Below are 23,682 nucleotides of genomic sequence, written 5' to 3' on the forward strand. Positions count from 1 at the left end.
CCTGCCTGTTTCGTGGCAACAGACTGCGCGCAGTGAAGGCGGTGCGCAAGAGGCCGCTGATACGCAGCAAGATGTCGTGGATCCGGAACCGAAGGGACATCGGGAGCTTCCGACTGCGACGTCCCTCCGGTCCGTATTCAACACCTATCGCACCCAACCTGAACGCGTCGTGACGAAACACGTGTCGCGATCAGAACGATCGCGACACGGTCAGGCCATAGGTACGCGGATCGCCGGGCTGGCCGACGACCAGACCGGTGCTGCCGGACTGTAGCGCGAGCACTTCGTAATAGTTGTGGTCGAATGCGTTACGCAGCCAGCCGAACACGTTCCAGCTGTCCTTCGCCTTGAACCCCAGGCGGAAGTTGCTGAGCGCGTAGCCCTTGATGTCGGTATAGAGCGAGCGCGACGGGTTGGACGAGAAGGTCGAACGGTAGCTGCCGTCATAGCCGAAATACACCTGACCATCGAGCCCGCCGATCGTGGCCGGCAAATCATATTCGGCGCCGTAGGAGAACGCCCATTTCGACACGCCGGGCAGCCGCTGGCCGGAGATGTCGCAGTTGGCGGGGCTGTAGGACGGTGTCGTCGACGTTCCTGCCTGACCGGCAGGGCTCGCAGGATGCGTCGCATCGGCGGTGGTCCCGCCGGACAGTTCGGGCGGGCACGGCGCATCGACGAACTTGACGTATTTCGCATCGGTGTACGCACCGTTCGCGTAGACGCTGAACCGATCGGTGGGACGGAACGCCGAATCGAATTCGAGTCCGCGGGTCCGCACCTTGCCGGCATTGGCAAGATAGCCGCGCAACACCCCGAGCTGGCCGTTGGTGACGGTCGCCTGGTAATCGCTGATCTCGGTCCAGAAACCGGCGAGGTTGAGTGTCAATCGGCGATCAAGGAACTGCGTCTTCAGGCCGAGCTCGTAATGATTGACCTTCTCGGGCTTCACCGTTGCGGCCGAGAGGATCGGATTGTTGCTGCCGTCGAGCGGCAAGCCGGACAGGTTGATCCCGCCGGACTTGTAGCTCCGCGCGTAGGTCGCGTAGGCGTGGATGTCAGAGGTCACGGTGTAGGCCGCCGTGACGTCGCCCGACAGGTTCCAGTTATCGAAGTCGGGCTGATAGCTCTGCGGCGCGAGTACGCCGCGCTGGTCCGCGGTCAGCGCCGTACCGGTGCCGTTGGTGACGACCGAGACGTAGTCGCCCTTCTTCTTGTCGTAGTTCAAGCGCAGGCCCGGCGCGATCTGGAACCGGTCGCTGACGTTCCAGGTGAGTTTGCCGAATAGCGCCGCGCTGGTATTCTTGAAGCCGATCGTATTGCGCGAGGTCAGGCCGTTCAGCGTCGCCGGATTGCGGCCGCCCGCGCTGGTCGGGTTGAGCAAGAATGCGCTCGCCGCCGGCCCCTGAACCTGCAAGCCCTGCGTGTCGATCGTCTGGTAGAAGTAGAATGCGCCGAGCACGTAATCGAGCGTGTGCTTGCCGTTCGAGGCGATCCGCAGTTCCTGGCTGTACTGGGTCTGCTGCGATGGATTGGCGGACACAGTGGTGATTGGCAGGCCGATGAAATCGCGGTCGTTCGATGGATCCCAGTTCCAGAACCGCCATGCGCTGACCGAGGTGATCGTCGACGCGCCCAAATCCAGATTGCCGAGCAGCGACACGCCGCCCAGTTCCTGCTTCGCGCGCAACGGCGTGTCGACGTCGGTCACCCGGTCGAACGCGTTGGTTGATGGCACGACATAGCCCTGTGCGGCGGCGAGTGCGGCATATTGCCGGGTAAGCGGCCGCTGCGTCGCGCCAGTGCGCACGTAGTATTGCACGCAGCAATTCGGGTTCTGCTGGCCGTAATCGCCTGACAAGGCCAGATCGAGATTGTCGGTCGGCTTCCAGTAGAGCTGTCCGCGTACGCTCTTGTTATCCTGCGCGTTGAGATCCTTGCCAGTCGCGACATTGTGGATCGTGCCGTCGCGCTCGGTTACCGAAGCCGACAGTCGGATCGCGAGCTTGTCGGGAATCAGGGGGCCGGACACCGACGCCTTGGCCTGGATGAACTGGTAGTTGCCGGTGGTCAGTTCGATCCGCGCCTCGGGCGTGAAGCTGGGCTTGCGGGTCGTGATGTTGATCGCGCCGGCGGTGGTGTTCTTGCCGTAGAGCGTGCCCTGAGGCCCGCGCAGAACTTCGATCCGCTCGGTGTCGGTGAAGTCGAACGTCGCCGAGGCGATCCGGCTGTAATAAACCTGGTCGACATAGATGCCGACGCCCTGCTCGATCCCGTCGTTGGTCAGGCCGAACGGCGCGCCGAGGCCGCGGATGTTGGCCGCAGAGTTGCGTGGGTTGGTCGAGTAGAATTGCAGCGTAGGCTGTAGCTGGGTCAGGCGACTGACATTATACGCGCCGGTCTCGGCGAGCGCGGTGCCGCCGATGACGGACATCGCGATGGGGACGGTCTGGATCGTCTCGGCGCGACGACGCGCGGTGACGACGACATCTCCGCCGGCGCCCTGCTGCTGGTTGCCGAGGCGGCCACTAGCCTGTCCGCTCGCCTGGTCGCCAGCGGGCGCCTGCGGAACGGTCGACTGGTCGGACGGCGTTGGGACGGTGGCGACCTGACCGGCCAGCAGCAGCGCAAGCGTAAGCGACATGAATGTTTTCCCCTGAACCTTTGCGCGTAAAGTCTATTAATTCGGGGGATGTTCAATGCGGGCTTGTCTTGGGGGGAAGAAAGCCGGGCTTCGCGGCGCTCGCGGTTCAGGTTTTTTTGACTGGACGATGCCAAGAGTGATCCGTCATTCCGGACTGGTTCCGGGGTCCACGGTTCCGCGAACTAACGGCTTTCGGTTGTGCGGGGTCGTGGACGCCGGAACGAGCCCGGCATGACGGAGGGGCTCGGCCGAATTCCCAGCTACTCTGAGGTTCTATCTGATCCTCCCCCGCCAGGGGGAGGTGGCACCGAAGGTGACGGAGGGGGAGGAACACGCCACCAACGTGGTCCCTTTCCTCCGCCTCCGTCTGGCAAGTGCCAGCCACCTCCCCCTGGCGGGGGAGGATTGCCCTTTAGACCAGGCGGCTCTGCTTGACGGCGGCTTCGATGAAGCTCGCGAACAACGGGTGCGGGTCGAAGGGTTTGGACTTCAGCTCAGGGTGGAACTGGACGCCGACGAACCAGGGATGATCCGGACGTTCGACGATCTCGGGTAGAGTGCCGTCGGGGGACATGCCCGAGAAGACGAGGCCGCCCTGCTCCAGCGCTTCCTTGTAGCCGGTGTTCACCTCGTAGCGATGACGGTGACGCTCCGAAATCTCGGTGCCGCCGTAGATCGACGCCACCACGCTGTTGCCGTCGAGCTTCGCGTCATAGGCGCCGAGCCGCATCGTGCCGCCCATGTCGCCTTCGGCCGCACGCGTCTCGAGGCCTTCGCGGCCCATCCATTCGGTGATCATGCCGACCACCGGTTCGTCGGTCGGGCCGAACTCGGTCGATGAAGCATTGGGGATCCCGGCGAGATCGCGCGCGCCTTCGACGCAGGCCATCTGCATCCCGAAGCAGATTCCGAAATACGGAATTTTCCGCTCGCGGGCGAACTTCACGGATGCGATCTTGCCTTCCGCGCCACGCTCGCCGAACGCGCCGGGGACTAGGATCGCGTCGCAGGGTTCCAATTGTCCGGCGATGTCGCTCTCTGCGTTCTCGAAAAGCTCGGCATCGATCCAGCGGACGTTGACCTTCACGCGATTCGCGATGCCGCCGTGGACCAAAGCTTCGTTGAGCGACTTGTACGCATCCTGGAGGCCGACATATTTGCCGACCACGCCGATCGTGACCTCGCCCTGAGGATTGGTCAGGCGGTCCATGATCTCGGTCCAGCGCGACAGGTCCGGCGCCTCGGCGGGTTCGATGCCGAAGGCGCGCAGCACTTCGATGTCGAGTCCTTCGCCATGATACTGAAGCGGCACCGCGTAGATGCTCTTAGCGTCGAGCGCGGGAATGACGGCGCTGGCGGGGACGTTGCAGAACAGCGCGATCTTGGCGCGTTCCGACGGCGGCAGCGGATGTTCGCAGCGGCAAACGAGGACGTCGGGCTGCACACCCAGCGCGGCGAGTTCGCGGACCGAATGCTGCGTCGGCTTGGTCTTCAGCTCGCCGGCGGCGGCGATGTACGGCACCAGGGTGACGTGGATGCTGATCGCGTTGCCGCGACCTTCCTCGTTCTTGAGTTGACGAATCGCCTCGATGAACGGCAGCGATTCGATATCGCCGACGGTGCCGCCGATCTCGCAGAGGACGAAGTCGATATCGTCGGTCTCGGCGCGCGCGAATGCCTTGATCGCGTCGGTGACGTGCGGGATGACCTGCACGGTCGCGCCGAGGTAATCTCCGCGACGCTCGCGCGTGATGATCTGCTGATAGATGCGGCCCGAGGTCACGTTGTCCGACTGGCGCGATGGAACGCCGGTGAAGCGCTCGTAATGGCCGAGGTCGAGATCGGTCTCGGCGCCGTCGTCGGTCACATAGACCTCGCCGTGCTGATACGGCGACATCGTGCCGGGATCGACGTTAAGATACGGATCGAACTTCCGAATCCTGACGGTATACCCGCGCGCCTGGAGGAGAGCGGCAAGCGATGCCGCCATGAGACCTTTACCGAGCGACGAAACCACGCCCCCGGTGATGAAAATGTACCGAGCCATGGGAAGAGTCTCGTAGCGTGTGTTGGGGACGAACGACAAGAGCCCCGCGGATCACGCAGGGGCCTTTTATCGGCGAATGGAGTGTTTAGTTGGCTAGCGGGACCGCGCCGTTGTCGGCCGGCTTGGTCGTGCCGGCGGGGACGCCGGCGTTCTCGGCGCCACCGGCGAACGGAGCCGCATCACCCTTGGGCTGCGCGGTCGGAACGGCCGTTGCCGCCGCCGGGGTGCGGGCGAGCGACGTGTCGATCGTGGTCGTCCGGTGATTCGCCGCGAGGACCGCGAGCAGGATCGAGAACAGCACGAACATCGTCGCGAGGACGCCGGTCGCGCGGGTCAGGAAATCGGCCGCGCCGCGGGCCGACATTAGACCCGACGGACTGCCGCCCATGCCCAGACCGCCGCCTTCCGAGCGCTGCATGAGGATCACCGTAACGAGGGCGGCCGCGATGATCGCGTGGATGACGAGCAGAAAGGCGAACATTGCGCGGAAAACCCCGGAACTTTTGCGAAGGCGCGCACATAGGCGACGTCGCGGTTTCGATCAACCGGGCGATCGACCGCGGCGCTGCCTCCGCATATCGCAAGGCAATCGCAAAACTACGGAAACATGACGTCCGGGCGGCGTTGTGAACCCGTAATGACGCTCATGACTGGGTATCGTGCACATAAATTCAGATGGCGGATCAACGCTGTGGCATCAATGGCAGCCAATACCTTATCGACCTGGATGACCGCTCTGGTGGATTATGTCCGCTCGGGTGAACCCGATCTGACCAATCGTCAGATGGCGCTTCTTTTGCTCGTTTATCTCAAACCGGGGCCGCATACGGTGCGCGGGTTGGCCCGTGCGCTGAACGTATCGAAGCCGGTCGTCACGCGCGCCTTGAACAGATTGGGTGCCCTCGGCTATCTGCGCCGGCAACGCGACGATAGCGACAAGCGCAACATCTTCGTCGCGCGCACGACCGAAGGGGCAGATTTTCTTGAAGAGTTCGGGCAATTCATCGGCGACAGCCCCGCCCCAGCCAGCTCCAATGGGCACGCAACCGCTCACGCTTGAGCCGTTCGACGACCAGGCCCGCACGAGCTTTTCGCTGACGGGCCGCTCGGTCGACCTCGATCCGCGTACCCACGCGGTTCGCCGCGATATCGCCGACATTCGCCTCGCCGAATACGTATTCGCTCCACACTATGCCGTGCCGATGATACGGCCCGTCGCGCGCACAGCTTTGTTGCGCAGCGGACGAGACGAAGCGAGCGATACGATGGTCGACCTCAACCCTGGCGACAGTTTCGAAGTGCTGGAGATTGCCGGCGTTTCCGCTTGGGGCGTTGCGCGCCCGAGCGGGCTGGTCGGTTATGTCGAGACAGCGGCACTCGATCTTTCGACGACGGACGCGGCATGACCATTGTCTTCATCGATGGCGCGGTCGGCACCACCGGTCTCGAGATCCGCGAACGGCTTGCCGGGCGGACCGACATCACGCTGGCGTTGCTGGCGGAGGACCGGCGCAAGGATCCGGCGGCACGGCGCGAGGCGCTGAACGATGCCGATTTCGTCATCCTCTGCCTGCCGGACGACGCGTCGCGTGAAGCCGTCACGCTGATCGACAATGCCCGCACGCGTGTGATCGACGCATCGAGCGCACACCGCGTCGCTGCCGGCTGGACCTACGGCTTCCCCGAGTTGCCAGGCCAGGCCGAGAAGATTTCTACCGCGATGCGCGTGTCGAACCCCGGCTGCTATCCCACTGGTTTCCTCGCGCTCGTTGCGCCTCTGGTCGCGGCCGGTCTTATCCCCGCCGACCTCCCGCTAAGCGTCAATGCGACCTCTGGTTACTCCGGTGGCGGCAAGGCGATGATCGCGGCGTTCGAGAATGGCGAGCCGGCGACGGCCTTCCGCGCCTATGCGCTAGGCCTCGCGCACAAGCATATCGGAGAGATGACGCAGCATGCGGGTCTCAACCACGCGCCGATCTTTGCCCCTGCCGTAGCGAACACCTATCGCGGCATGGTAGTCGAAGTGCCGTTACATCTGCACGCCCTGCCCGGCTGCCCAACGCTCGCCGCGATCGAAGACGTGCTGCGCGCGGCATTCGATGGCTCGAAGCTCGTTTCGGTTGCTCCCGGCGATATCGGCTCGGTCGATATCGAGGAGAACGCAGGCACCGATCGTCTGACGCTGCGTGTCTGCGGCAACGACGCGGTCGGTCATGCGCGGCTGGTCGCGACGCTCGACAATCTGGGCAAGGGCGCCGGCGGTGCTGCGGTCCAGAACCTCAACATCATGGCCGGGGTCGATCCCGTAGCCGGTCTCGTTTTCTAGGACCGGCGTTTTCCGCCCGGTCCATCGGCAAATCCAGGAGCTTCCATGCACCGTAATCCCGTAGCCAAGCTGCTCCTGTTCGGCGCGACCGGCGATCTCGCGCAGCGCATGCTGCTGCCGTCGCTCTATGGCCTGCACGCCGACGGGCTGCTGCCCGAGGAGCTGACGATCACCGGCGCCGCGCGTCATGAGCATGACGACAAGGATTACCGCAAGTTCGCCAAGAAGGCGCTCGACGAGTTCCTGCCCGAGGATCGCAAGGACGAAACTGCGATCGGGACATTCCTCGACCGGATCTTCTATCAGCCGACCGACCTGTCCGATCCCGCGAGTTTCCAGCCGCTGGCGGACAAGATCGGCGATATCTCGGGCGGGCTGGCGATCTACCTCTCGACCGCGCCGTCGCTGTTCGAAGCCGCGATCGAGGGACTGCATAAGGTCGGCCTGGCTGGCGAGACCGTCCGTGTCGGCCTTGAGAAGCCGCTCGGCTACGACCTGGAGACAAGCCGCGAGATCAACGACTCGGTGGCGAAGGCCTTTCCTGAGGACCGGACCTACCGGATCGATCATTACCTCGGCAAGGAAACCGTCCAGAACATCCTTGCGCTGCGCTTCGGCAACTCGTTCTTCGAGCCGGTGTGGAATGCGCAAGGGATCGACAACGTCCAGATCACGATCTCCGAGACCGTCGGGCTGGAAGAGCGCGCTGGCTATTACGAGACCGCGGGTGCGCTGCGCGACATGGTCGCCAACCACATGCTCCAGCTTCTCGCGCTGATCGCGATGGAGCCCCCTGCACGCTTCGAGGGCACCGACGTCCGCGACGAAAAGTCGAAGGTGTTCCGCTCGCTGCGCATGATCAAGCCCGAGGAAGTGCCGCACGTCACCGTCACCGGCCAGTATGGCGAAGGCGCGGTCAAGGGGAAGTTCGTCAAGAGCTACTCCGACGAACTCGGCCAACCCTCCACCACCGAGACGTTCGTCGCGATCAAGGCGCATGTCGACAATTGGCGCTGGCAGGGCGTGCCGTTCTATCTGCGCACTGGCAAGCGCATGGCGACTCGCCGCAGCGAGATCGCGATCCAGTTCAAGGCGGTGCCGCACTCGATGTTCGCAGGCCGTGGCGGGCTGTTGCAGCCCAACATGCTGATCATCCGCCTCCAGCCAGAAGAGTATATCCAGCTGCTGGTGATGGCGAAGGAACCGGGTCTCGACCGCGAGGGCGTCCGCCTGCGCGAAGTGCCGCTGAACCTCAGCATGGATGCCGAGTTCGCCGGCTCACGTAGGCGGATCGCGTATGAGCGGCTGCTGCTCGACCTGATCGAGGGCGACCAGACGCTGTTCGTGCGGCGTGACGAGGTCGAGGCGCAATGGACCTGGATCGACGCGATCCGCGAGGGCTGGAAGGCCAACGCGATGAAGCCCAAAAGCTATGCGTCGGGTAGCTGGGGTCCGTCGGCGGCGATCGCACTGACCGAGCGCGACGGTGTGACCTGGCAGGACGACTGAGTTTGTTTTCTTCCGTTCGTCCCGAGTAGCCTTCGAGCGAATTCGAGAAGGCGTATCGAGGGATCGGCCCGATTGTGGCATTGTACCTCGATACGGTATCTCGACTTCGCTCGATCCCTACTCGGCACGAACGGCATTTTTGACAGCAATTTTCTGAGTGAGTTCAAGTTTATGACCGAAATCGAATGGTGGGATTACGAGGATTCCGACGAGCTCGCCAACGCAGTCGCGGGCGATATCCAGTTCGTCATCGAGAGTGCGCTCGACGCGCGCGGCTCGGCGGTGATCGCGCTCGCGGGCGGCAAGACGCCGTTCGCCGCATATGAAAAGCTGGCGCAGGCCAAGCTCGACTGGAAGAAGGTCACGATCATTCCCGGCGACGAGCGTATCGTGAAGCTCGGCGATCCGTTGTCCAACGTCACCGCGCTGGCGAAGATCTTCCTGCCCAAGGGCGCGCGCGTGAAGCCGATCGTTCCCGAGGCGATGTCGGACTACAAGGCAGCCGGCCGTTCGGCGGATGCGCTGATGCAGGACCTGCACTGGCCGCTCGACTTCTGCCTGCTCGGCATGGGCGGCGACGGGCATACCGCGTCGATCTTCCCCGGTCCGGATTACGACGAGGCGCTGAGCGGTCCCAAGGAACGCCGTGCGCTCGGCGTGATGCCCGACCCGCTGCCGCCCGAGGCTCCGCTGGCGCGTGTGACGCTGTCGGCTGCCGCCATCGCATCGTCGAAGGCGCTGATGATCATGATCACCGGCGACGCGAAGAAGAAGGTGCTGGAGCAGGCGATCGAACAGGGGCCATCGTCGTCCTATCCGATCGGCCGCGTGCTCGCCGAAGTCGAGCTGCCGGTCGACGTGCACTGGGCGCCGTGACCATGCTGAACGCCGTCGTCTCCGCGGTCACCGACCGGATCATCGAGCGCTCGCGCGACAGCCGCGCCGCCTATCTCGCGCTGATCGAGCGCGAAGCGGCGGCGCAGGTCCGTCGTCCGGGCTTAGGCTGCGCGAACCTCGCGCACGCCTATGCCGGAACCGAGGAAGACCGCGACGCGATGAAGGCCGATGCCGGCATGAACATCGGTATCGTCACCGCGTATAACGACATGCTTTCCGCACACGCCGTCTATTATCGCTACCCCGAGCTGATGAAGATCTGGGCGCGCGAGGCCGGCGCGACGGCGCAGGTCGCGGGCGGCGTGCCAGCGATGTGCGACGGCGTGACGCAAGGCTATCCGGGCATGGAGCTGTCGCTGTTCAGCCGCGATACGATCGCGCTCAGCACGGCGATCGCCCTGTCGCACGGCACGTTCGAGGGTGCCGCGTTGCTCGGCATCTGCGACAAGATCGTCCCCGGGCTTCTGATGGGGGCGTTGCGCTTCGGGCATCTGCCGATGGTGCTCATCCCCGGCGGCCCGATGCCGACCGGGCTTCCCAACAAGGCCAAGGCCGCCGTCCGCGAGAAATTCGCCGAGGGGCTGGTGGGGCGCGACGAACTGCTCGAAGCCGAGATCGGCGCGTATCATTCGAAGGGCACGTGCACCTTCTACGGCACCGCGAACACCAACCAGATGATGATGGAGGTCATGGGCCTCCACATGCCGGGCGCGGCGTTCGTCAATCCGGGTACCAAGCTGCGGCAGGAACTGACGCGGGCGGCGGTGCACCGGTTGGCGAAGATCGGCGCGCGGGGCGATTCGTATCGACCGCTCGGGCATTGCGTCGACGAGAAGGCGATCGTGAACGCCGCAGTCGGCCTGCTCGCGACGGGCGGCTCGACCAACCATCTGCTCCACGTGCCGGCGATCGCTCGCGCGGCGGGGATCATCATCGACTGGGAGGATTTCGACCGCCTCTCCTGCGCAGTACCGCTGATCGCGCGCGTCTATCCCAACGGCTCGGCGGACGTGAACGCGTTCGAGGCAGCGGGCGGCATGCCCTATGTGATCCGCGAACTGCTCGGCGAAGGGTTGTTGCACGGCGACATCATGACGATCGGTGGCGAGGATTTGTCGGCCTATGCGAAGACTGCAGTCGTCGAGGGCGACACGCTCGGCTGGCGCGATACGCCGGACAGCGGCGACGAGACGATCCTGCGCCCTGCGACCGCGCCGTTCTCGCCGGATGGCGGCATGCGGATTCTTGCGGGCAATATCGGCCGCGCGTGCATCAAGGTGTCGGCGGTCGAGCGCGAACGCTGGATCGTCGAGGCGCCCGCGATGGTGTTCGACGACCAGCTCGACGTGATCGAGGCGTTCAAGCGAGGCGAGTTGGAGAAGGACGTCGTCGTCGTCGTCCGCTTCCAGGGGCCGCGCGCTAACGGGATGCCAGAGCTGCACAAGCTGACGCCGCCGCTGGGGGTGTTGCAAAATCGCGGGTTCAAGGTGGCGCTGGTCACCGACGGCCGGATGTCGGGCGCGAGCGGGAAAGTGCCGTGCGCGATCCACTGCTCGCCCGAGGCGCTACTAGATGGCGCGATTGGGTTGATCCGCGATGGCGACATGATCCGGGTGGACGCCGTCAACGGGACGCTCGAGGCGCTGGTCGACGCGGACGTGTGGGCGACGCGCGAGATGGTCGCGATACCGCCACCGGTGAGCGGCATGGGCCGCGAGCTGTTCGGGATGTTCCGCGGGCTTGCCGACGAGGCCGAGAAGGGCGCGTCGGCGATGCTGGCGGGCGCCGGGCTGTAACAATTCCGTTCGTCCCGAGTAGGGATCGAGCGAAGTCGAGAGCTCGTATCGAAGGACACCCCCGTGGCATGTCCGTCGATATGCCATCTCGACAAGCTCGATGGCTACTCGGGACGAACGGCAGGGGGTTAGGAGAGACGATATGGAAATCGTAGCGGCAGATATCGGCGGAACGCACGCGCGTTTCGCGATCGCCGAGGTCGAGAACGGCCGCGTCGTGTCGCTCGGCGAGCCGGCGACGCTGAAGACCGCAGACCACGCTTCGCTCCAGACCGCGTATCAGGCGTTCGAGGCTGGCCTTGGCCGCCCCCTCCCCCGCGCGCTCGCGATCGCGGTCGCGTCGCCGGTCGCGAACGACGTGATCCGGCTGACCAACAACCCGTGGATCATCCGCAAGTCGCTGATCACCGAGCGGCTGAAGGCCGACCAGTGGGTGGTGGTCAACGATTTCGGCGCGGTCGGCCATGCAGTCGCGCAGGTGCCGAGCAGCGATTTCATCCACCTTTGCGGGCCCGATACGCCGCTGCCGTCCGAGGGCATCACGACGATCTGCGGACCCGGCACCGGGCTCGGCGTCGCGCAGCTGCTGCGACGCAAGGACGGCTATCAGGTGCTCGAGACCGAGGGCGGGCATATGGACTTTGCGCCGCTCGACGGGATCGAGGACGCGTTGCTGAAGCGCCTGCGAAAGACGTTCACGCGCGTCTCGGCGGAGCGCGTCGTCGCCGGACCCGGCATCGTCGCGATCTACGAGACGCTTGCCGCGCTGGAGGGCCGCGCGGTTCCCAGCCATGACGACAAGACGATCTGGACCGAGGCGATCGACGGCACCGATTCGATCGCGCTCGCCGCGCTCGACCGGTTCTGCCTCGCGCTCGGCGCGGTTGCGGGCGATCTCGCGCTCGCACAGGGCGCCAAGGCGGTCGTGATCGCAGGCGGGCTCGGCTTCCGGATCAAGGATCGCCTGATTCGCTCGGGCTTTGACCAGCGCTTCGTCGCCAAGGGCCGCTTCCAGGGCATGATGGCGGCGATGCCCGTCAAGCTCATCACCCATCCCCAGCCCGGCCTGTTCGGCGCCGCGGCCGCCTTCGCACAGGAACATACCCAATGACCGCCACTATCTCCGACATCATGCAGACCAGCGCCGTCATCCCGGTGCTGGTGATCGAGGACGCCGCGCTCGCGCGACCGCTCGCCGAGGCACTGGTCGCGGGCGGCTTGCGCGTGCTCGAGGTGACGTTGCGCACCGGCGCCGCGCTAGAGGCGATCGCCGAGATGAAGAAGGTGCCGGGCGCGATCGTCGGCGCGGGGACCGTCGTCAACACGCAGCAGTTCGCGCAGGTCCGCGATGCGGGTGCGGAATTCATCGTGTCGCCGGGGCTGACCGAACGCCTCGCCACGCCGATCATCGAGAGCGGCATCCCGTTCCTGCCGGGGATCGCCAACGCGGCGGATATCATGACCGGGCTCGACCTGGGCCTGACGCACTTCAAGTTCTTCCCGGCCGAAGCGAATGGCGGGTTGAAGGCGCTCAAGGCTCTCGCCGCGCCGTTCTATCAGTGCAGCTTCTGCCCGACCGGCGGTATCACCGAGGCGAGCGCGCCCGAGTGGCTGGCGTTCAAGCCGGTGTTGTGTGTGGGAGGAAGCTGGGTGACCGGCGGGACCATGGCCGAGATCGAGATCAAGGCTCGTGCGGCTAACGCGTTACGCCAGTCGTGATGCTGTTCGGTCTCATTGCTTTGGTAGCGTTGTATTGCTTTGCCAAAGCCGTGATCGATTTCAAGCAGCGGCGCTTCTGGTGGAGCGCCGCGGGTATGATGGCAGGGATCATCGCGATCCCGGCCATCATACCGGTGCAGCCGGTTAGCGTGACTATACCTGTCGCTCGATAGAAGCGACGGGCGGATCACATTTCGCCGCGGGCTTTGCGGATGGCGTACCATTTCTTCACGTTGGCGTTGTGTTCGGCCAGCGTGTTCGCAAACACGTGGCCGCCGGTGCCGTCTGCTACGAAGTAAAGCGCCTGGGTCTGCGCCGGGTCGAGCACCGCGTCGATCGAAGCGCGGCCTGGGTTGGCGATCGGGCCGACCGGCAGGCCGGCTTCGGCATAGGTGTTGTAGCCGTTCTTTGCGTGCAGCTCCGAGCGCAGGATGCGGCGACCTAGCGGGCGGCCCTTGGTAATCGGGTAGATCACCGTGGGGTCCGCCTGAAGCGGCATGCCGCCCCGCAGGCGATTTCCGTAGACCGCGGCGACGGTGCGGCGTTCGGAGGGCTTGCCGGTTTCCTTCTCGACGATCGAGGCGAGGATGATCGCCTGTTCGGGCGTCGTCACCGCGATACCGGGCTTGCGCGCGGCCCAAGCGGTGGCGAGGTAGGTCTTCATCGCCGCCTGCATCCGCGTGACGACCGATGCGCGGGTGTCGCCGGCCTGGAAGGCGTAGCTGTCGGGGAGGATCGAGCCTTCCGCCGGGACGGGTACGGTGCCGGTCAAGCCGTCGGCCTTCATCAACGCGTCGTAGACGAGGACGGAAGGATAGCCTTCGGGGACGACGACGAGGCGCTGGACGACCTTGCCGCCCTGCATCAGCTTGAGGATATCGGACTGGCTGGTGTGTGGCGCGATGCGGTATTCGCCGGCCTTGATCGGGTCTCCTGAGCCGAACACGCGCGCATACAAACGGAAGCGTCGGGCCGACGGGATCGCGCCGGCCTTTTCGAGTTCGGTGGCAGCGCCGGCCAATGTGCTGCCTTCGCCGATCTGCACCGTCAGCGTACGCGGTGCTGGGCCAGCGCCGCCCCAGCCTTGGACGACCAGGAACAGCGCTACGACTGCCGCCAGGCCAATGATCAATCCGAGACAGCCGACCTTACGCATTGGTACTCCTTGGATCCCCGCGAGGCGGGGACCCAGTCTGGGCCCCCGCCTTCGCGGGGGAACAAGGTTTTTAGCGGACCTTCGTCATCACCAGCGACGCATTCGTGCCGCCGAAGCCGAACGAGTTGTTCAGGACTGCGCGGACTTCACGCTTCTTGGCCACGTGGGGCACGAGATCGACCCCCACGCAGCTGTCGCTCGGATTGTCGAGGTTCAGCGTCGGCGGGACGATCTGGTCACGCAGCGCCAGGATGCAGAAGATGCTCTCGACCGCGCCGGCACCGCCAAGCAGATGACCGATCGCCGACTTGGTCGACGACATCGACAGACCCGAGATCGCATCGCCGAACAGGCGACGGACCGCGCCCAGTTCGAGCTCGTCGCCGAGCGGCGTCGAAGTGCCGTGCGCGTTGATGTAATCGATGTCCTCAAGCTTGAGGCCCGACTTCTTGATCGCCATCTGCATCGAGCGGAACGCGCCGTCGCCTTCCGGATGCGGTGCGGTCACGTGGTACGCGTCGCCCGACAGGCCGTAGCCGATCACCTCGGCATACATCTTCGCGCCGCGCGCCTTGGCGTGCTCGTACTCTTCGAGCACCAACACACCAGCGCCCTCGCCCATCACGAAGCCGTCGCGGTCCTTGTCATACGGACGCGAGGCCTTTTCTGGCGAATCGTTGAAGTTGGTCGACAGCGCACGCGCCTGTGCGAACCCGGCGATGCCGAGCGGGCAGACCGTGCCCTCCGCGCCCCCCGCGAGCATCACGTCGGCGTCGTCCATCGCGATCATCCGCGCTGCATCGCCAATGGCGTGCGCGCCGGTCGAGCAGGCGGTGACGACCGCGTGATTCGGACCGCGCAGGCCGTATTTGATCGAGACCTGACCCGAGATCAGGTTGATCAGGCGGCCGTGAACGAAGTGCGGCGACACGCGGCGCGGGCCCTTGGTGTGGAGCACGATCGATTCGCTCTCGATGCCCGGCAGGCCGCCGATGCCCGAGCCGATCGAGACGCCGGCACGCCAGCTCTCTTCAAGCGTCATCTCGGTCAGCCCGGCGTCTTCCAGAGCCTGGCCTGCGGCGTCGATGCCGTAGATGATGAACGGATCGACCTGGCGCTGGACCTTGTGGTCAACGCGCTTGCCGGGATCGAAGCCATATTCGTGGTCGGCCGGCTTCACCTCGCAGGCGATGCGGCACACCTGATCCGACGCGTCGAAGCGCGTGATCGGGCCCGCGCCCGACTTGCCGGCGAGGATATTCGCCCAGGCCGTTTCAACATCCGCCCCCAGGGGGGTGACCAGGCCTAGCCCGGTTACGACGACACGCCGCATGGCTTCAAACTCCGTCTGCTCTCAAAACGAAACGGCTCCCCGCCCTCTTTGCCCAAGGACGGGGAGCCGCTCAAATCACACCCTTCAGGGCAGGTCCAAAGGTTTGAACCCTAGACCCTGATCAGGCCTTGTGCTCGTCGATGTAGGTGATCGCGTCCTTGACGGTCGCAATCTTCTCGGCGGCATCATCGGGGATCTCGACACCGAATTCTTCCTCGAACGCCATGACGAGTTCGACGATGTCGAGGCTGTCTGCGCCCAGGTCGTCGATGAAGCTCGCGTCCTCGGTCACCTTGTCGGCTTCGACGCCGAGATGCTCGACGACGATCTTCTTCACGCGGTCAGCTGTCTCGCTCATGGTAGTTCCCTCTTCAAATCTGGGGGTTTTGGGTATTTCCTGAACGCACCTAGAACGCGGTAGTTCAGCGCGCAAGTTCAGATCATCGCCATCCCGCCGTTCACGTGCACGGTTTGTCCCGTGACGTACCCGGCTTCACGGCTTGCAAGGTACACGATCGCCGCACCGATGTCTGCGCCTTCGCCAAGCCGACCGGCAGGAATCTTCGCGGTGAGCGCGGTCTTCTGCGCGTCGGGCAGCGCGTCGGTCATCGGCGAGGTGATGAAGCCGGGCGCGACGCAGTTGACGGTGATGCCGCGACTGGCGAGTTCCTGCGCCATCGATTTCGACATGCCGATCAGGCCCGCCTTCGACGCGGCGTAGTTCGCCTGGCCGGGATTGCCGGTGACGCCGACAATCGAGGTGACCGAGATCATCCGGCCGAACCGTGCCTTCATCATGGGCTTGGCGGCGGCGCGCATGAGACGGAACGCGGCTTCGAGATTGACGCGGATGACGCTGTCCCACTCGTCGTCCTTCATCCGCATCGCGAGATTATCGCGGGTTACGCCAGCGTTGTTGACGAGGATGTCGAGCTTGCCGCCGAGTGCTTCGACAGCTTTCGGGACTAGCGCATCGACGGCGGCTGCGTCGGAGAGGTTGCACGGGAGCGCGACGTGGTCGCCACCGAGACTGGCGCGGAAAGCTTCGAGCTTGTCGGCGTTGGAGCCGGATACGGCCAGGCGTGCACCTTGCGCGGCGATGGCCTTGGCGATCTCGGACCCGATCCCGCCGGATGCCCCGGTGACGAGGGCGGTCATGCCTGTGAGGTCGAACATTTTGGTCTCCATCAGATTTTGTTCACGCGGAGACGCGGAGCCGCGGAGGGGCGATGGTCGTTTACGATCCGTCGCACTCCCTCTTTCAGCGTTGCGCCACCGAAGTTGATCAGCAGCCCTACGGGCTGGTGAGTTAGGCGTAGGTAGGTCAGCAGTTGTTTGCCGTGCGCGGCGTTCAGTTGCTCTACCGATTTGATTTCGACCAGAAGGCGTTCGTCGACGAGTAGGTCGATTCTGAAGGCCGCTTCGAAGCGCATGCCGTCAAACTCGATATCTACCGGTCGCTGCCGCGCCACGTGGTAACCCAGACCGGCGAGCTTACCCGCCAAGACCAGCTCATAGACGCTTTCGAGGAGACCCGGACCCAACTCGCGGTGGATGCGAAGTGAGAGATCGAGCACATCACCACTGATCTGATCGATATCTCTCAAATCTTCTCTCCGCGGCTCCGCGTCTCCGCGTGATCACATCTTCTTCACGAGTTCCTCGATGTCGTCCATCGTGATGACGCTGGTCGTTTCGACGTCGGGAGTGATGCGCTTGACCATGGGGCTGAGCACCTTGCCGCCGAATTCGACGAAGTGGTCGACCCCCGCCGCATGCATCGCCAACACCGATTCGCGCCAGCGGACCATCCCGGTCACCTGTTGCACCAGCAAGTGACGGATCGCGCCTGGGTCTGCGACGGCAGTTGCGTCTACGTTGGCGAAGACCGGGACCAACGGTGCGCGGAGGTCGGCGGCCAGGAGGGCGGCTTCCATGGCTTCGGCGGCGGGCTGCATCAGGGGGCAGTGGAAAGGGGCGGAGACGGGCAACAATACCGCGCGCTTGGCGCCGAGGTCCTTGGCCAGCGCGATCGCCTTTTCGATGGCGAGGCGGTGGCCGGAGATGACGACCTGCGAGGGATCATTGTCGTTGGCGACGGTGCAGATCAGTTCGGGACCGCCTTCCGCGAGGATCGCGTCGACTGCGGCGCCGGCGATGACCTGCGCCTTTTCGAGGTCGGTGCCGAGCAACGCGGCCATGGCGCCCTCGCCTACCGGGACGGCGGCCTGCATCGCGCGACCGCGGAGTTTCAGGAGGCGGGCGGTCGTCGACAGGTCTAGCGCACCGGCGGCGCACAAGGCGGTATATTCGCCGAGGCTGTGGCCGGCGACATAGTCCGCCTTGTCGGCGAGGCGGATGCCGCCTTCCTTCTCGGCGACGCGCAAGGTGGCGATCGCGTTCGCCATGATCGCGGGCTGGGCGTTCTCGGTGAGGAGCAGGTCGTCCGCGGGACCTTCGCTCATCAGGCGGAACAGGTGCTGGCCGAGCGCCTCGTCGACTTCGGCGAAGACCTCGCGGGCGGTGGCACTGGCGTCGGCGAGCGCCTTGCCCATGCCGACAGACTGGCTCCCCTGGCCGGGGAAGATGAACGCGCGCATGGCCTCTCCTCTGTGTTTGGTTTCGTTCGAGCGCGGGGCCTATAAAGGTGCGCGGCGAGTTGCAACCTGAACGGACCCCGCGGCCTTGCGACAATATGCGACCATTTCGCCGACCTTGCGACAATCGCCTGCGACAATCGGCTCCCAGATTATGGAGGACGCCGCAGCAACGGCGCCGTGTTTCAAACGGGAGATTATCATGAAGAAGTTCATCCTCAGCGCACTTGCCGCTACGCTCGTCGCCAGCCCGCTGCTCGCCGCAGCCCCTGCCGAAGCGCAGCAGCGTCGCGAAGTCACCACCGTACGCCACAACGACAATGGCCGCACCGTCGTCACCAAGCGCACCGTCGTCCGCACGCCGCAGTATCGCAACTGGCGCGCCGGCCAGCGCTTCGATCGTCGCCAGGCGCAGAACTACCGGGTCATCACGACGTACCGCAACTATCGCCTTGCCGCCCCACCGCGTGGCAGCCAGTGGGTCCGCTCGGGCAACGACGCGCTGCTGATCAACGGTCGCGGCAACGTGGTGCAGGTTCGTGGCGGCGCGTTCCGGTAAATCGGTAGGGGCGGATCTTGGGGGGCGTAATAAGTACGCCCCCTCGCTTCACGCCCCGTCATCCTGACGAAAGTCAGGATCCAGGGTTACGAGCGGCGGCATTTCTGGCTCTGGATTCTGACTTTCGTCAGGATGACGGAACTAGTTGAACGAAGCACACCAACCTTGCCTTTCCCCGATAATCGGGTAAGGGCCTCTGCAACCGGGGTGAGAGATTCGCGTCTCTCGCCCCTGTTTGCATTCTAGACGACAGCCGGAGGGGTGCACGCATGGGGCGTGTATCAGCGATCGGCCAAGACGAAGGACAAGACATGGCTCTTTACGAGCACGTGTTCCTTGCGCGCCAGGATCTGGCACAAGCGCAGGTGGACGCACTGGCGGAAATCGCCACCAAGATCGTGAACGACAACGAAGGTCGGGTCGTAAAGACCGAGAACTGGGGCCTGCGTTCGCTGGCGTACAAGATCGCCAAGAACCGCAAGGCGCACTATGTCATGCTCGAGATCGATGCCCCGGGCAGCGTGATCGCAGAGCTGGAGCGCCAGACCCAGATCAACGAAGACATCATCCGTTACATGACGGTCAAGGTCGACACCCTCGAAGAGGGCCCGACGGTGATGATGCGCAAGCAGGATCGTGACCGCGAGCGTCGTGGCGACCGTGAGGGTGGCCGTGAGGGCCGTCCCGATCGTGGCGATCGTCCGGACCGTGGTCCCCGTCGTGACCGCGAAGAGGGAGCTGAATAATCATGGCACGTCCATTCTTCCGCCGCCGCAAGAGCTGCCCGTTCTCCGCCAAAGACGCTCCCCGGATCGACTATAAGGACGTCCGGTTGCTGCAGGGCTTCGTGTCCGAGCGTGGCAAGATCGTCCCGTCGCGTATCACTTCGGTGGCCGCAAAGAAGCAGCGCGAACTGGCCCAGGCCATCAAGCGTGCGCGTCATCTGGGCTTGCTGCCCTACATCGTTAAGTAAGGAGCGCCCACATGGACGTCATTCTGCTTGAGCGCGTCGAAAAGCTTGGTGCTATCGGCGACGTGGTGAAGGTCAAGGACGGTTACGCGCGTAACTTCCTGCTTCCCAACAAGAAGGCGCTTCGTTCGAACGAAGCCAACCGCAAGGTGTTCGAGTCGAACCGTGCGAAGATCGAATCGGACAACGCATCGCGTCGCAGCGATGCCGAGACTGAAGCGAAGACCTTCAACGACGCGACCGTGACCCTGATCCGTCAGGCGTCGAACACTGGTCAGCTCTACGGTTCGGTCGCGGTTCGCGATCTGGTCGATGCGCTGGTGGCCGATGGTCACAAGGTCGGCAAGTCGGCGATCGTGCTCGACAAGCCGATCAAGGCAATCGGTGTCTACACCGTCAAGGTATCGCTGCACCCCGAGGTGTCGGTGGCCGTCAAGGTCAACGTCGCCCGCTCGCCTGAAGAGGCCGAGATGCAGGCTTCGGGCGTCGACGTGATGTCGTCGATGTTCGAGCGCGACGAGGCTGGCTTCGTCGAGGATTACGATCCGAACGCAGAGCCCGGCGCGACCGCCGAAGCACCGCGCGACCAGGAGGAAGAGGCGCAGGGTTGATTCCTTCGCTTCCTTCTAGCCGATACAGAAAGGCCCGCACGGAGCGATCCGGGCGGGCCTTTTCTTTTGTCCTTTTGCCGCGGGCTTTAGGGACAGGTTACGCAGGCGCCGATCATTGCTGCGAAGGGGATGAGGGCGCAGAGGATGGGGACTAGGTGTTTCATGACCGGGTGACTCTTGGGGGTGTTATCCGGTTAATGCTCGGGGTCGCGAAAGGTTGCCAAGAGGTGAACGATTTTTGTACCGATCGGTTTTTGGTGCGGGAGAAGCCACCCTCCACCACCACCCCGGCGGAGGCCGGGGCCCAATTGGGAAAGCTTGAGTAACGGATCGCAGCGTCCATCATTCGGGTCCCCCAATTGGGCCCCGGCCTTCGCCGGGGTGGTGGTAGTGGAAGGTCAGCTTTCGACGTTTTCCGGCTTCTCGATCAGCGCAGGCCCCTCGCCTAGCGCCAGTGCGTCTACCGACGACACATCTTCCAGATCCCGCGCGCCCGTCTCGATGTTCAGATCGCGGAATTTGCGACCGGTTACCATCAGGCGGCCGTTGAACGAGTTGGTGAAGCCGTTGAAGTTCTTCACCGCGCTGTTGAGACCGACGCCGACCTTCCGCAGGTCGTCCGCGACCTTCGCGAGGCGATCGTGCATTTCCTTGCCGAGTTCGCCGATCTTCCGTGCTTCGTTGGCGAGTTTTTCCTGACGCCAGACCGCCGCGACCGTGCGGGCGATGGCGATCAGGTTGGTGGGCGTTGCCAGCAACACGCGCTTTTCGAACGCGAAGTCCCAGAGCGTCGGGTCGTGCTCGAGCGCGGCGGAGAGGAAGTGTTCGCCGGGGACGAACATGATGACGTAGTCGGGGGTGTCGGCGAACTGGCTCCAATAGGCCTTGTTGCCGAGGCCATTGACGTGTGCGCGCATCGAGGCTGCGTGGGCGGCGAGTCCGATCAGGCGCTCGGCGTCGTCGACCGCGCCGAATGCGTCCTGGTACGCATTGAGCGAGACCTTTGCGTCGATCACCAGTGCTCGACCGCCGGGGACGCGGATGATCGCGTCGGGGCGGAGGCGGGCGCCGTCGTCGCCTACCGCGACCGAGACCTCCGTCTGGAAATCGGTGTGTTCGCTGAGGCCGCAGGTTTCCAGGACGTTCTTGAGTTGCTGTTCGCCCCAGCGGCCGCGGGATTTGGGGGCGTTGCGGAGGGAATTGACGAGCTTGGCGGCTTCGGTGGAGACCTTTTCCTGGCCGAGGCGCATCTGTTCGATCTGGCCCTTGAGGTCGCCGAATGCGTCGCGGCGTTCGGCTTCTACCTTTGCGACGCCCTCTTCGTAGCGTTGCAGGCGATCGCTGACGGGCTGGAGCATCGATTTCAGGTTGAGGCCGGCGGACTCTTCGGACTGGCGGAAGCGGGCGTCGGCGCGTTCGAGGAAGGTCTTCTGCGCGTCGCTCAGCAGCTTGTTGGCGACGTCGCCGAACTGCGCGGCCATGACCTCCTTCGCCTCGCGGAGTTCACGCAGGCGGGCTTCGAACGCCTCGCCTTGTGCCTTGAGCGTGGCGATTTCGGTACGGGCGGCGTCGCGGTCGGTGCGGATCGTGGCGAGGTCGATGCGGAGGCGATCGGTGTCGGTGGCGCGCTCGGCGTTCTGGGCGCGGAGGGTGGCGAGGTCCTGCATCGCGGCATTGCGTTCGCGCTCGACCGCGTCGCGCGCGGTGCGGATGAGGTCGGCGTCGGCGACCTTGGTTTGCGCGACGGCGAGTTCGCTGGCGAGGGTGGCGGCTCGGCGGGAGGCTAGGAGCCAGCCGAGGAGGATGCCGGCGGCTAGCGCGAGGACTGCGATGATGGCGAACTCAGCCATTTTACGCGGCCGAAACTGGAGTGAAGTATAGGAAGTGCAGACGCTGGCGCAGCATTTCCTCGGGAGGAGATGGGGGCGTTAGCGGGCGGGTTTGGGGAGCGAATGGGGACGTCATGCTTGGAACATACGTCGAACGGTTGATGTAGGACAATCGGAATATTATTCTGCCGCGGTGGCGGGAGTCCGAGGTTACTGACGGTGGTGCTTATGGTCCTGGGCCCCCGCCTTCGCGGGGGAACTAGGAGGCGGGTGGCAACTCCCGATAGTCGGCACCCTCTCAAATAATACCACCCCGGCGGAGGCCGGGGTCCAATTGGAAAGGTCGCAGTAACGAGGGACTGCGCTCAGTTGGCGACGTCCCCCAATTGGGCCCCGGCCTTCGCCGGGGGGGGTAGCGTGTTGGGTGATTGGGTGCCCACCCTCAAGCTCTCCTGCTCGTGCTCGCGCTCGCGCTCGCGCTGCCCTCAGCCCAGCTTGCGCTGCTTCGCCAGCTTCTTCAGCACCATGTCGCGCTTGAGGCGGCTGATGTGGTCGATGAACAGCACGCCGTCGAGATGGTCGATCTCGTGCTGCATGCAGGTCGAGAGCAGGCCGTCGAGGTCTTCTTCGAAAGCAGCACCCGTCTCGTCGAGCCACTTCACGCGGCACTGCGCAGGCCTAGCCACCTCGGCATATTGCTCGGGGATCGAGAGGCAGCCTTCGTTGTAGGTCGACATCTCGTCGCTGACCGACAGGATCTCGGCGTTGATATACGCCTTGGGGTTCTTGATCGGCTTGTCGTCCTCGTCCTTCTCCTCCTGGAGATCGATGACGAGGACGCGCTGCTGCACGCCGACCTGGGTCGCAGCGAGGCCGATGCCATTGAAGTCGTACATCGTCTCGATCATGTCAGCGACGAGCGTGCGGGTGGAGTCGTCGACCTTCTCCACCGGCTCTGCGACGAGGCGCAGACGGGGATCGGGGACTTCGAGAACGGTCATGACGGTCATAGCGCGTCCGCTAAGGTACGCGTGGGCATCACGTCAAGCCGATGGGCGTCAAGCCATTGGCCTTCTGGCCCTTAATGCCTGCGCCAGCGTGCCCTCGTCGAGATAGTCGAGTTCGCCGCCGACCGGCAGGCCGTGCGCGAGCTGGGTGACGCGGACGGGGAAGCGTTCGATGCGCTCGGCGATGTAGTGCGCGGTGGTCTGGCCTTCGAGCGTGGCGTTCATCGCGAGGACGACTTCGTCGATGCCGCCGGCTTCGATGCGACGGACGAGGCTGTCGATGCTGAGGTCCTCGGGGCGGATGCCTTCGAGTGCGGACAGGCGACCGCCGAGGACGTGGAAGCGGCCGGGGAACAGCCGCGATCGGTCGAGCGCCCAGAGATCGGCGACCTCCTCGACGACGCACAGCGAGCGCTGGTCGCGGCGCGGGTCGGCGCAGATCGCGCACGGGTTGGTGGTGTCGACGTTGCCGCAGGTCGCGCAGTTCTCCAGCCGCTCGTCGACCGCGGTCAGCGCCTCGCGCAACGGACCCAGCGCCGCGTCGCGCTTCTTGAGCAGATGCAGCACGGCGCGACGTGCGGACCGGGGGCCGAGGCCGGGGAGCCGGGCCAGCGCCTGCGTCAGCGCCTCGATCTCGGGGGATGCCATCTGGAACAGATAGGGGGTTGCGCGGCTCCCCGCC

The 23,682-nt window shown here is 64.7% G+C and carries 25 protein-coding genes; 13 read left to right on the forward strand and 12 right to left on the reverse strand.

Annotated elements, in window-relative coordinates:
• Positions 1-190 precede the first annotated feature (190 nt).
• From O6X71_RS19805 to secG, 3 genes are all read right to left on the reverse strand, one after another.
• Positions 191-2,644, reverse strand: a complete 2,454-nt coding sequence (locus O6X71_RS19805) for a TonB-dependent receptor (protein WP_353467389.1) — start codon at positions 2,642-2,644, stop codon at positions 191-193.
• Between the two features lie 412 nt (positions 2,645-3,056).
• On the reverse strand, positions 3,057-4,691 hold the full coding sequence (locus O6X71_RS19810; RefSeq protein WP_056062632.1) for a CTP synthase: 1,635 nt from the start codon (positions 4,689-4,691) through the stop codon (positions 3,057-3,059).
• A gap of 85 nt (positions 4,692-4,776) precedes the next feature.
• Entirely contained in the window at positions 4,777-5,172 is a 396-nt protein-coding gene (gene secG, locus O6X71_RS19815) for a preprotein translocase subunit SecG (protein ID WP_056050855.1), read from the reverse strand.
• Between the two features lie 246 nt (positions 5,173-5,418).
• Here secG and O6X71_RS19820 point away from each other — a divergent pair, with 246 nt between their 5' ends.
• From O6X71_RS19820 to O6X71_RS19860, 9 genes are all read left to right on the forward strand, one after another.
• Positions 5,419-5,751, forward strand: coding sequence for a MarR family transcriptional regulator (locus O6X71_RS19820; protein WP_353467416.1), 333 nt, complete (start codon positions 5,419-5,421; stop codon positions 5,749-5,751).
• Positions 5,726-6,097 carry an SH3 domain-containing protein gene (locus O6X71_RS19825; RefSeq protein WP_353467390.1) on the forward strand — a complete coding sequence of 124 codons (372 nt, stop codon included), beginning with the start codon at positions 5,726-5,728 and terminating at the stop codon, positions 6,095-6,097. Before O6X71_RS19820 ends, O6X71_RS19825 begins: the two co-directional genes overlap by 26 nt.
• Entirely contained in the window at positions 6,094-7,017 is a 924-nt protein-coding gene (argC, locus tag O6X71_RS19830) for an N-acetyl-gamma-glutamyl-phosphate reductase (protein ID WP_353467391.1), read from the forward strand. Before O6X71_RS19825 ends, argC begins: the two co-directional genes overlap by 4 nt.
• Positions 7,018-7,062: 45 nt before the next feature.
• Positions 7,063-8,526: a glucose-6-phosphate dehydrogenase gene (zwf, locus tag O6X71_RS19835; RefSeq protein WP_353467392.1), complete on the forward strand. Its 1,464-nt coding sequence runs from the start codon at positions 7,063-7,065 to the stop codon at positions 8,524-8,526.
• Positions 8,527-8,697: 171 nt separating this feature from the next.
• Complete coding sequence (gene pgl, locus O6X71_RS19840; protein WP_132739130.1) at positions 8,698-9,402, forward strand: 6-phosphogluconolactonase; 705 nt, start codon at positions 8,698-8,700, stop codon at positions 9,400-9,402.
• Between the two features lie 2 nt (positions 9,403-9,404).
• The gene (gene edd, locus O6X71_RS19845) at positions 9,405-11,219 is read left to right on the forward strand and encodes a phosphogluconate dehydratase (RefSeq protein WP_332755288.1); all 1,815 of its coding nucleotides are present in this window, start codon (positions 9,405-9,407) and stop codon (positions 11,217-11,219) included.
• 142 nt (positions 11,220-11,361) lie between these two features.
• Positions 11,362-12,330, forward strand: a complete 969-nt coding sequence (glk, locus tag O6X71_RS19850; RefSeq protein WP_056486103.1) for a glucokinase — start codon at positions 11,362-11,364, stop codon at positions 12,328-12,330.
• Positions 12,327-12,938, forward strand: a complete 612-nt coding sequence (gene eda / locus O6X71_RS19855) for a bifunctional 4-hydroxy-2-oxoglutarate aldolase/2-dehydro-3-deoxy-phosphogluconate aldolase (RefSeq protein ID WP_353467393.1) — start codon at positions 12,327-12,329, stop codon at positions 12,936-12,938. The genes glk and eda overlap by 4 nt, the downstream gene beginning before the upstream one ends.
• A complete protein-coding gene (locus O6X71_RS19860) occupies positions 12,938-13,111 on the forward strand; it encodes a hypothetical protein (protein ID WP_353467394.1) in 174 nt (57 codons plus the stop codon). The genes eda and O6X71_RS19860 overlap by 1 nt, the downstream gene beginning before the upstream one ends.
• A gap of 14 nt (positions 13,112-13,125) precedes the next feature.
• Here the strand turns inward: O6X71_RS19860 and mltG are convergent, their stop codons facing one another.
• The 6 genes from mltG to fabD all read right to left on the reverse strand — a co-directional run bounded on the left by mltG (position 13,126) and on the right by fabD (position 18,027).
• Positions 13,126-14,094 (reverse strand): endolytic transglycosylase MltG, encoded by a 969-nt coding sequence (gene mltG / locus O6X71_RS19865; protein ID WP_353467395.1) that lies wholly within the window; start codon positions 14,092-14,094, stop codon positions 13,126-13,128.
• A gap of 70 nt (positions 14,095-14,164) precedes the next feature.
• Complete coding sequence (gene fabF / locus O6X71_RS19870; RefSeq protein ID WP_056050875.1) at positions 14,165-15,427, reverse strand: beta-ketoacyl-ACP synthase II; 1,263 nt, start codon at positions 15,425-15,427, stop codon at positions 14,165-14,167.
• Between the two features lie 121 nt (positions 15,428-15,548).
• Positions 15,549-15,785, reverse strand: coding sequence for an acyl carrier protein (locus tag O6X71_RS19875; protein ID WP_031393971.1), 237 nt, complete (start codon positions 15,783-15,785; stop codon positions 15,549-15,551).
• A 77-nt stretch (positions 15,786-15,862) separates the two neighbouring features.
• Entirely contained in the window at positions 15,863-16,603 is a 741-nt protein-coding gene (gene fabG, locus O6X71_RS19880) for a 3-oxoacyl-[acyl-carrier-protein] reductase (RefSeq protein WP_353467396.1), read from the reverse strand.
• A gap of 11 nt (positions 16,604-16,614) precedes the next feature.
• Positions 16,615-17,034 carry a GxxExxY protein gene (locus O6X71_RS19885; protein ID WP_353467397.1) on the reverse strand — a complete coding sequence of 140 codons (420 nt, stop codon included), beginning with the start codon at positions 17,032-17,034 and terminating at the stop codon, positions 16,615-16,617.
• 33 nt (positions 17,035-17,067) lie between these two features.
• On the reverse strand, positions 17,068-18,027 hold the full coding sequence (fabD, locus tag O6X71_RS19890) for an ACP S-malonyltransferase (RefSeq protein WP_353467398.1): 960 nt from the start codon (positions 18,025-18,027) through the stop codon (positions 17,068-17,070).
• Positions 18,028-18,226: 199 nt separating this feature from the next.
• On the opposite strand from fabD, the gene O6X71_RS19895 reads away from it, so the two are divergent.
• From O6X71_RS19895 to rplI, 4 genes are all read left to right on the forward strand, one after another.
• Positions 18,227-18,583, forward strand: a complete 357-nt coding sequence (locus tag O6X71_RS19895; protein ID WP_121884759.1) for an RcnB family protein — start codon at positions 18,227-18,229, stop codon at positions 18,581-18,583.
• A 311-nt stretch (positions 18,584-18,894) separates the two neighbouring features.
• Positions 18,895-19,329: a 30S ribosomal protein S6 gene (gene rpsF, locus O6X71_RS19900; RefSeq protein WP_056050884.1), complete on the forward strand. Its 435-nt coding sequence runs from the start codon at positions 18,895-18,897 to the stop codon at positions 19,327-19,329.
• A gap of 2 nt (positions 19,330-19,331) precedes the next feature.
• Complete coding sequence (gene rpsR / locus O6X71_RS19905) at positions 19,332-19,556, forward strand: 30S ribosomal protein S18 (RefSeq protein WP_031393978.1); 225 nt, start codon at positions 19,332-19,334, stop codon at positions 19,554-19,556.
• A gap of 11 nt (positions 19,557-19,567) precedes the next feature.
• Complete coding sequence (rplI, locus tag O6X71_RS19910) at positions 19,568-20,164, forward strand: 50S ribosomal protein L9 (protein WP_056050886.1); 597 nt, start codon at positions 19,568-19,570, stop codon at positions 20,162-20,164.
• Positions 20,165-20,562: 398 nt separating this feature from the next.
• Here rplI and rmuC read toward each other — a convergent pair whose 3' ends face one another.
• The 3 genes from rmuC to recR all read right to left on the reverse strand — a co-directional run bounded on the left by rmuC (position 20,563) and on the right by recR (position 23,648).
• Positions 20,563-22,014: a DNA recombination protein RmuC gene (gene rmuC, locus O6X71_RS19915; protein WP_353467399.1), complete on the reverse strand. Its 1,452-nt coding sequence runs from the start codon at positions 22,012-22,014 to the stop codon at positions 20,563-20,565.
• 464 nt (positions 22,015-22,478) lie between these two features.
• Positions 22,479-23,003, reverse strand: coding sequence for a peptide deformylase (def, locus tag O6X71_RS19920; RefSeq protein ID WP_353467400.1), 525 nt, complete (start codon positions 23,001-23,003; stop codon positions 22,479-22,481).
• 48 nt (positions 23,004-23,051) lie between these two features.
• On the reverse strand, positions 23,052-23,648 hold the full coding sequence (recR, locus tag O6X71_RS19925; RefSeq protein WP_353467401.1) for a recombination mediator RecR: 597 nt from the start codon (positions 23,646-23,648) through the stop codon (positions 23,052-23,054).
• Positions 23,649-23,682 lie beyond the last annotated feature (34 nt).

The organism is Sphingomonas faeni, from assembly GCF_040407505.1.
GTDB classification, from domain to species: Bacteria; Pseudomonadota; Alphaproteobacteria; order Sphingomonadales; family Sphingomonadaceae; genus Sphingomonas; species Sphingomonas faeni_E.

What these genes read in the sequence shown, in the direction of transcription:
- fabD (WP_353467398.1), bottom strand. Translation starts at nt 18,027, where the DNA reads ATGCGCGCGTTCATCTTCCCCGGCCAGGGGAGCCAGTCTGTCGGCATG.
- O6X71_RS19860 (WP_353467394.1), top strand. Translation starts at nt 12,938, where the DNA reads ATGCTGTTCGGTCTCATTGCTTTGGTAGCGTTGTATTGCTTTGCCAAA.
- rplI (WP_056050886.1), top strand. Translation starts at nt 19,568, where the DNA reads ATGGACGTCATTCTGCTTGAGCGCGTCGAAAAGCTTGGTGCTATCGGC.
- rpsF (WP_056050884.1), top strand. Translation starts at nt 18,895, where the DNA reads ATGGCTCTTTACGAGCACGTGTTCCTTGCGCGCCAGGATCTGGCACAA.
- pgl (WP_132739130.1), top strand. Translation starts at nt 8,698, where the DNA reads ATGACCGAAATCGAATGGTGGGATTACGAGGATTCCGACGAGCTCGCC.
- rpsR (WP_031393978.1), top strand. Translation starts at nt 19,332, where the DNA reads ATGGCACGTCCATTCTTCCGCCGCCGCAAGAGCTGCCCGTTCTCCGCC.
- mltG (WP_353467395.1), bottom strand. Translation starts at nt 14,094, where the DNA reads ATGCGTAAGGTCGGCTGTCTCGGATTGATCATTGGCCTGGCGGCAGTC.
- rmuC (WP_353467399.1), bottom strand. Translation starts at nt 22,014, where the DNA reads ATGGCTGAGTTCGCCATCATCGCAGTCCTCGCGCTAGCCGCCGGCATC.
- O6X71_RS19820 (WP_353467416.1), top strand. Translation starts at nt 5,419, where the DNA reads ATGACCGCTCTGGTGGATTATGTCCGCTCGGGTGAACCCGATCTGACC.
- secG (WP_056050855.1), bottom strand. Translation starts at nt 5,172, where the DNA reads ATGTTCGCCTTTCTGCTCGTCATCCACGCGATCATCGCGGCCGCCCTC.
- def (WP_353467400.1), bottom strand. Translation starts at nt 23,003, where the DNA reads ATGACCGTCATGACCGTTCTCGAAGTCCCCGATCCCCGTCTGCGCCTC.
- glk (WP_056486103.1), top strand. Translation starts at nt 11,362, where the DNA reads ATGGAAATCGTAGCGGCAGATATCGGCGGAACGCACGCGCGTTTCGCG.
- zwf (WP_353467392.1), top strand. Translation starts at nt 7,063, where the DNA reads ATGCACCGTAATCCCGTAGCCAAGCTGCTCCTGTTCGGCGCGACCGGC.
- O6X71_RS19825 (WP_353467390.1), top strand. Translation starts at nt 5,726, where the DNA reads ATGGGCACGCAACCGCTCACGCTTGAGCCGTTCGACGACCAGGCCCGC.
- O6X71_RS19875 (WP_031393971.1), bottom strand. Translation starts at nt 15,785, where the DNA reads ATGAGCGAGACAGCTGACCGCGTGAAGAAGATCGTCGTCGAGCATCTC.
- O6X71_RS19895 (WP_121884759.1), top strand. Translation starts at nt 18,227, where the DNA reads ATGAAGAAGTTCATCCTCAGCGCACTTGCCGCTACGCTCGTCGCCAGC.
- O6X71_RS19805 (WP_353467389.1), bottom strand. Translation starts at nt 2,644, where the DNA reads ATGTCGCTTACGCTTGCGCTGCTGCTGGCCGGTCAGGTCGCCACCGTC.
- fabF (WP_056050875.1), bottom strand. Translation starts at nt 15,427, where the DNA reads ATGCGGCGTGTCGTCGTAACCGGGCTAGGCCTGGTCACCCCCCTGGGG.
- eda (WP_353467393.1), top strand. Translation starts at nt 12,327, where the DNA reads ATGACCGCCACTATCTCCGACATCATGCAGACCAGCGCCGTCATCCCG.
- fabG (WP_353467396.1), bottom strand. Translation starts at nt 16,603, where the DNA reads ATGTTCGACCTCACAGGCATGACCGCCCTCGTCACCGGGGCATCCGGC.
- O6X71_RS19810 (WP_056062632.1), bottom strand. Translation starts at nt 4,691, where the DNA reads ATGGCTCGGTACATTTTCATCACCGGGGGCGTGGTTTCGTCGCTCGGT.
- argC (WP_353467391.1), top strand. Translation starts at nt 6,094, where the DNA reads ATGACCATTGTCTTCATCGATGGCGCGGTCGGCACCACCGGTCTCGAG.
- edd (WP_332755288.1), top strand. Translation starts at nt 9,405, where the DNA reads ATGCTGAACGCCGTCGTCTCCGCGGTCACCGACCGGATCATCGAGCGC.
- recR (WP_353467401.1), bottom strand. Translation starts at nt 23,648, where the DNA reads ATGGCATCCCCCGAGATCGAGGCGCTGACGCAGGCGCTGGCCCGGCTC.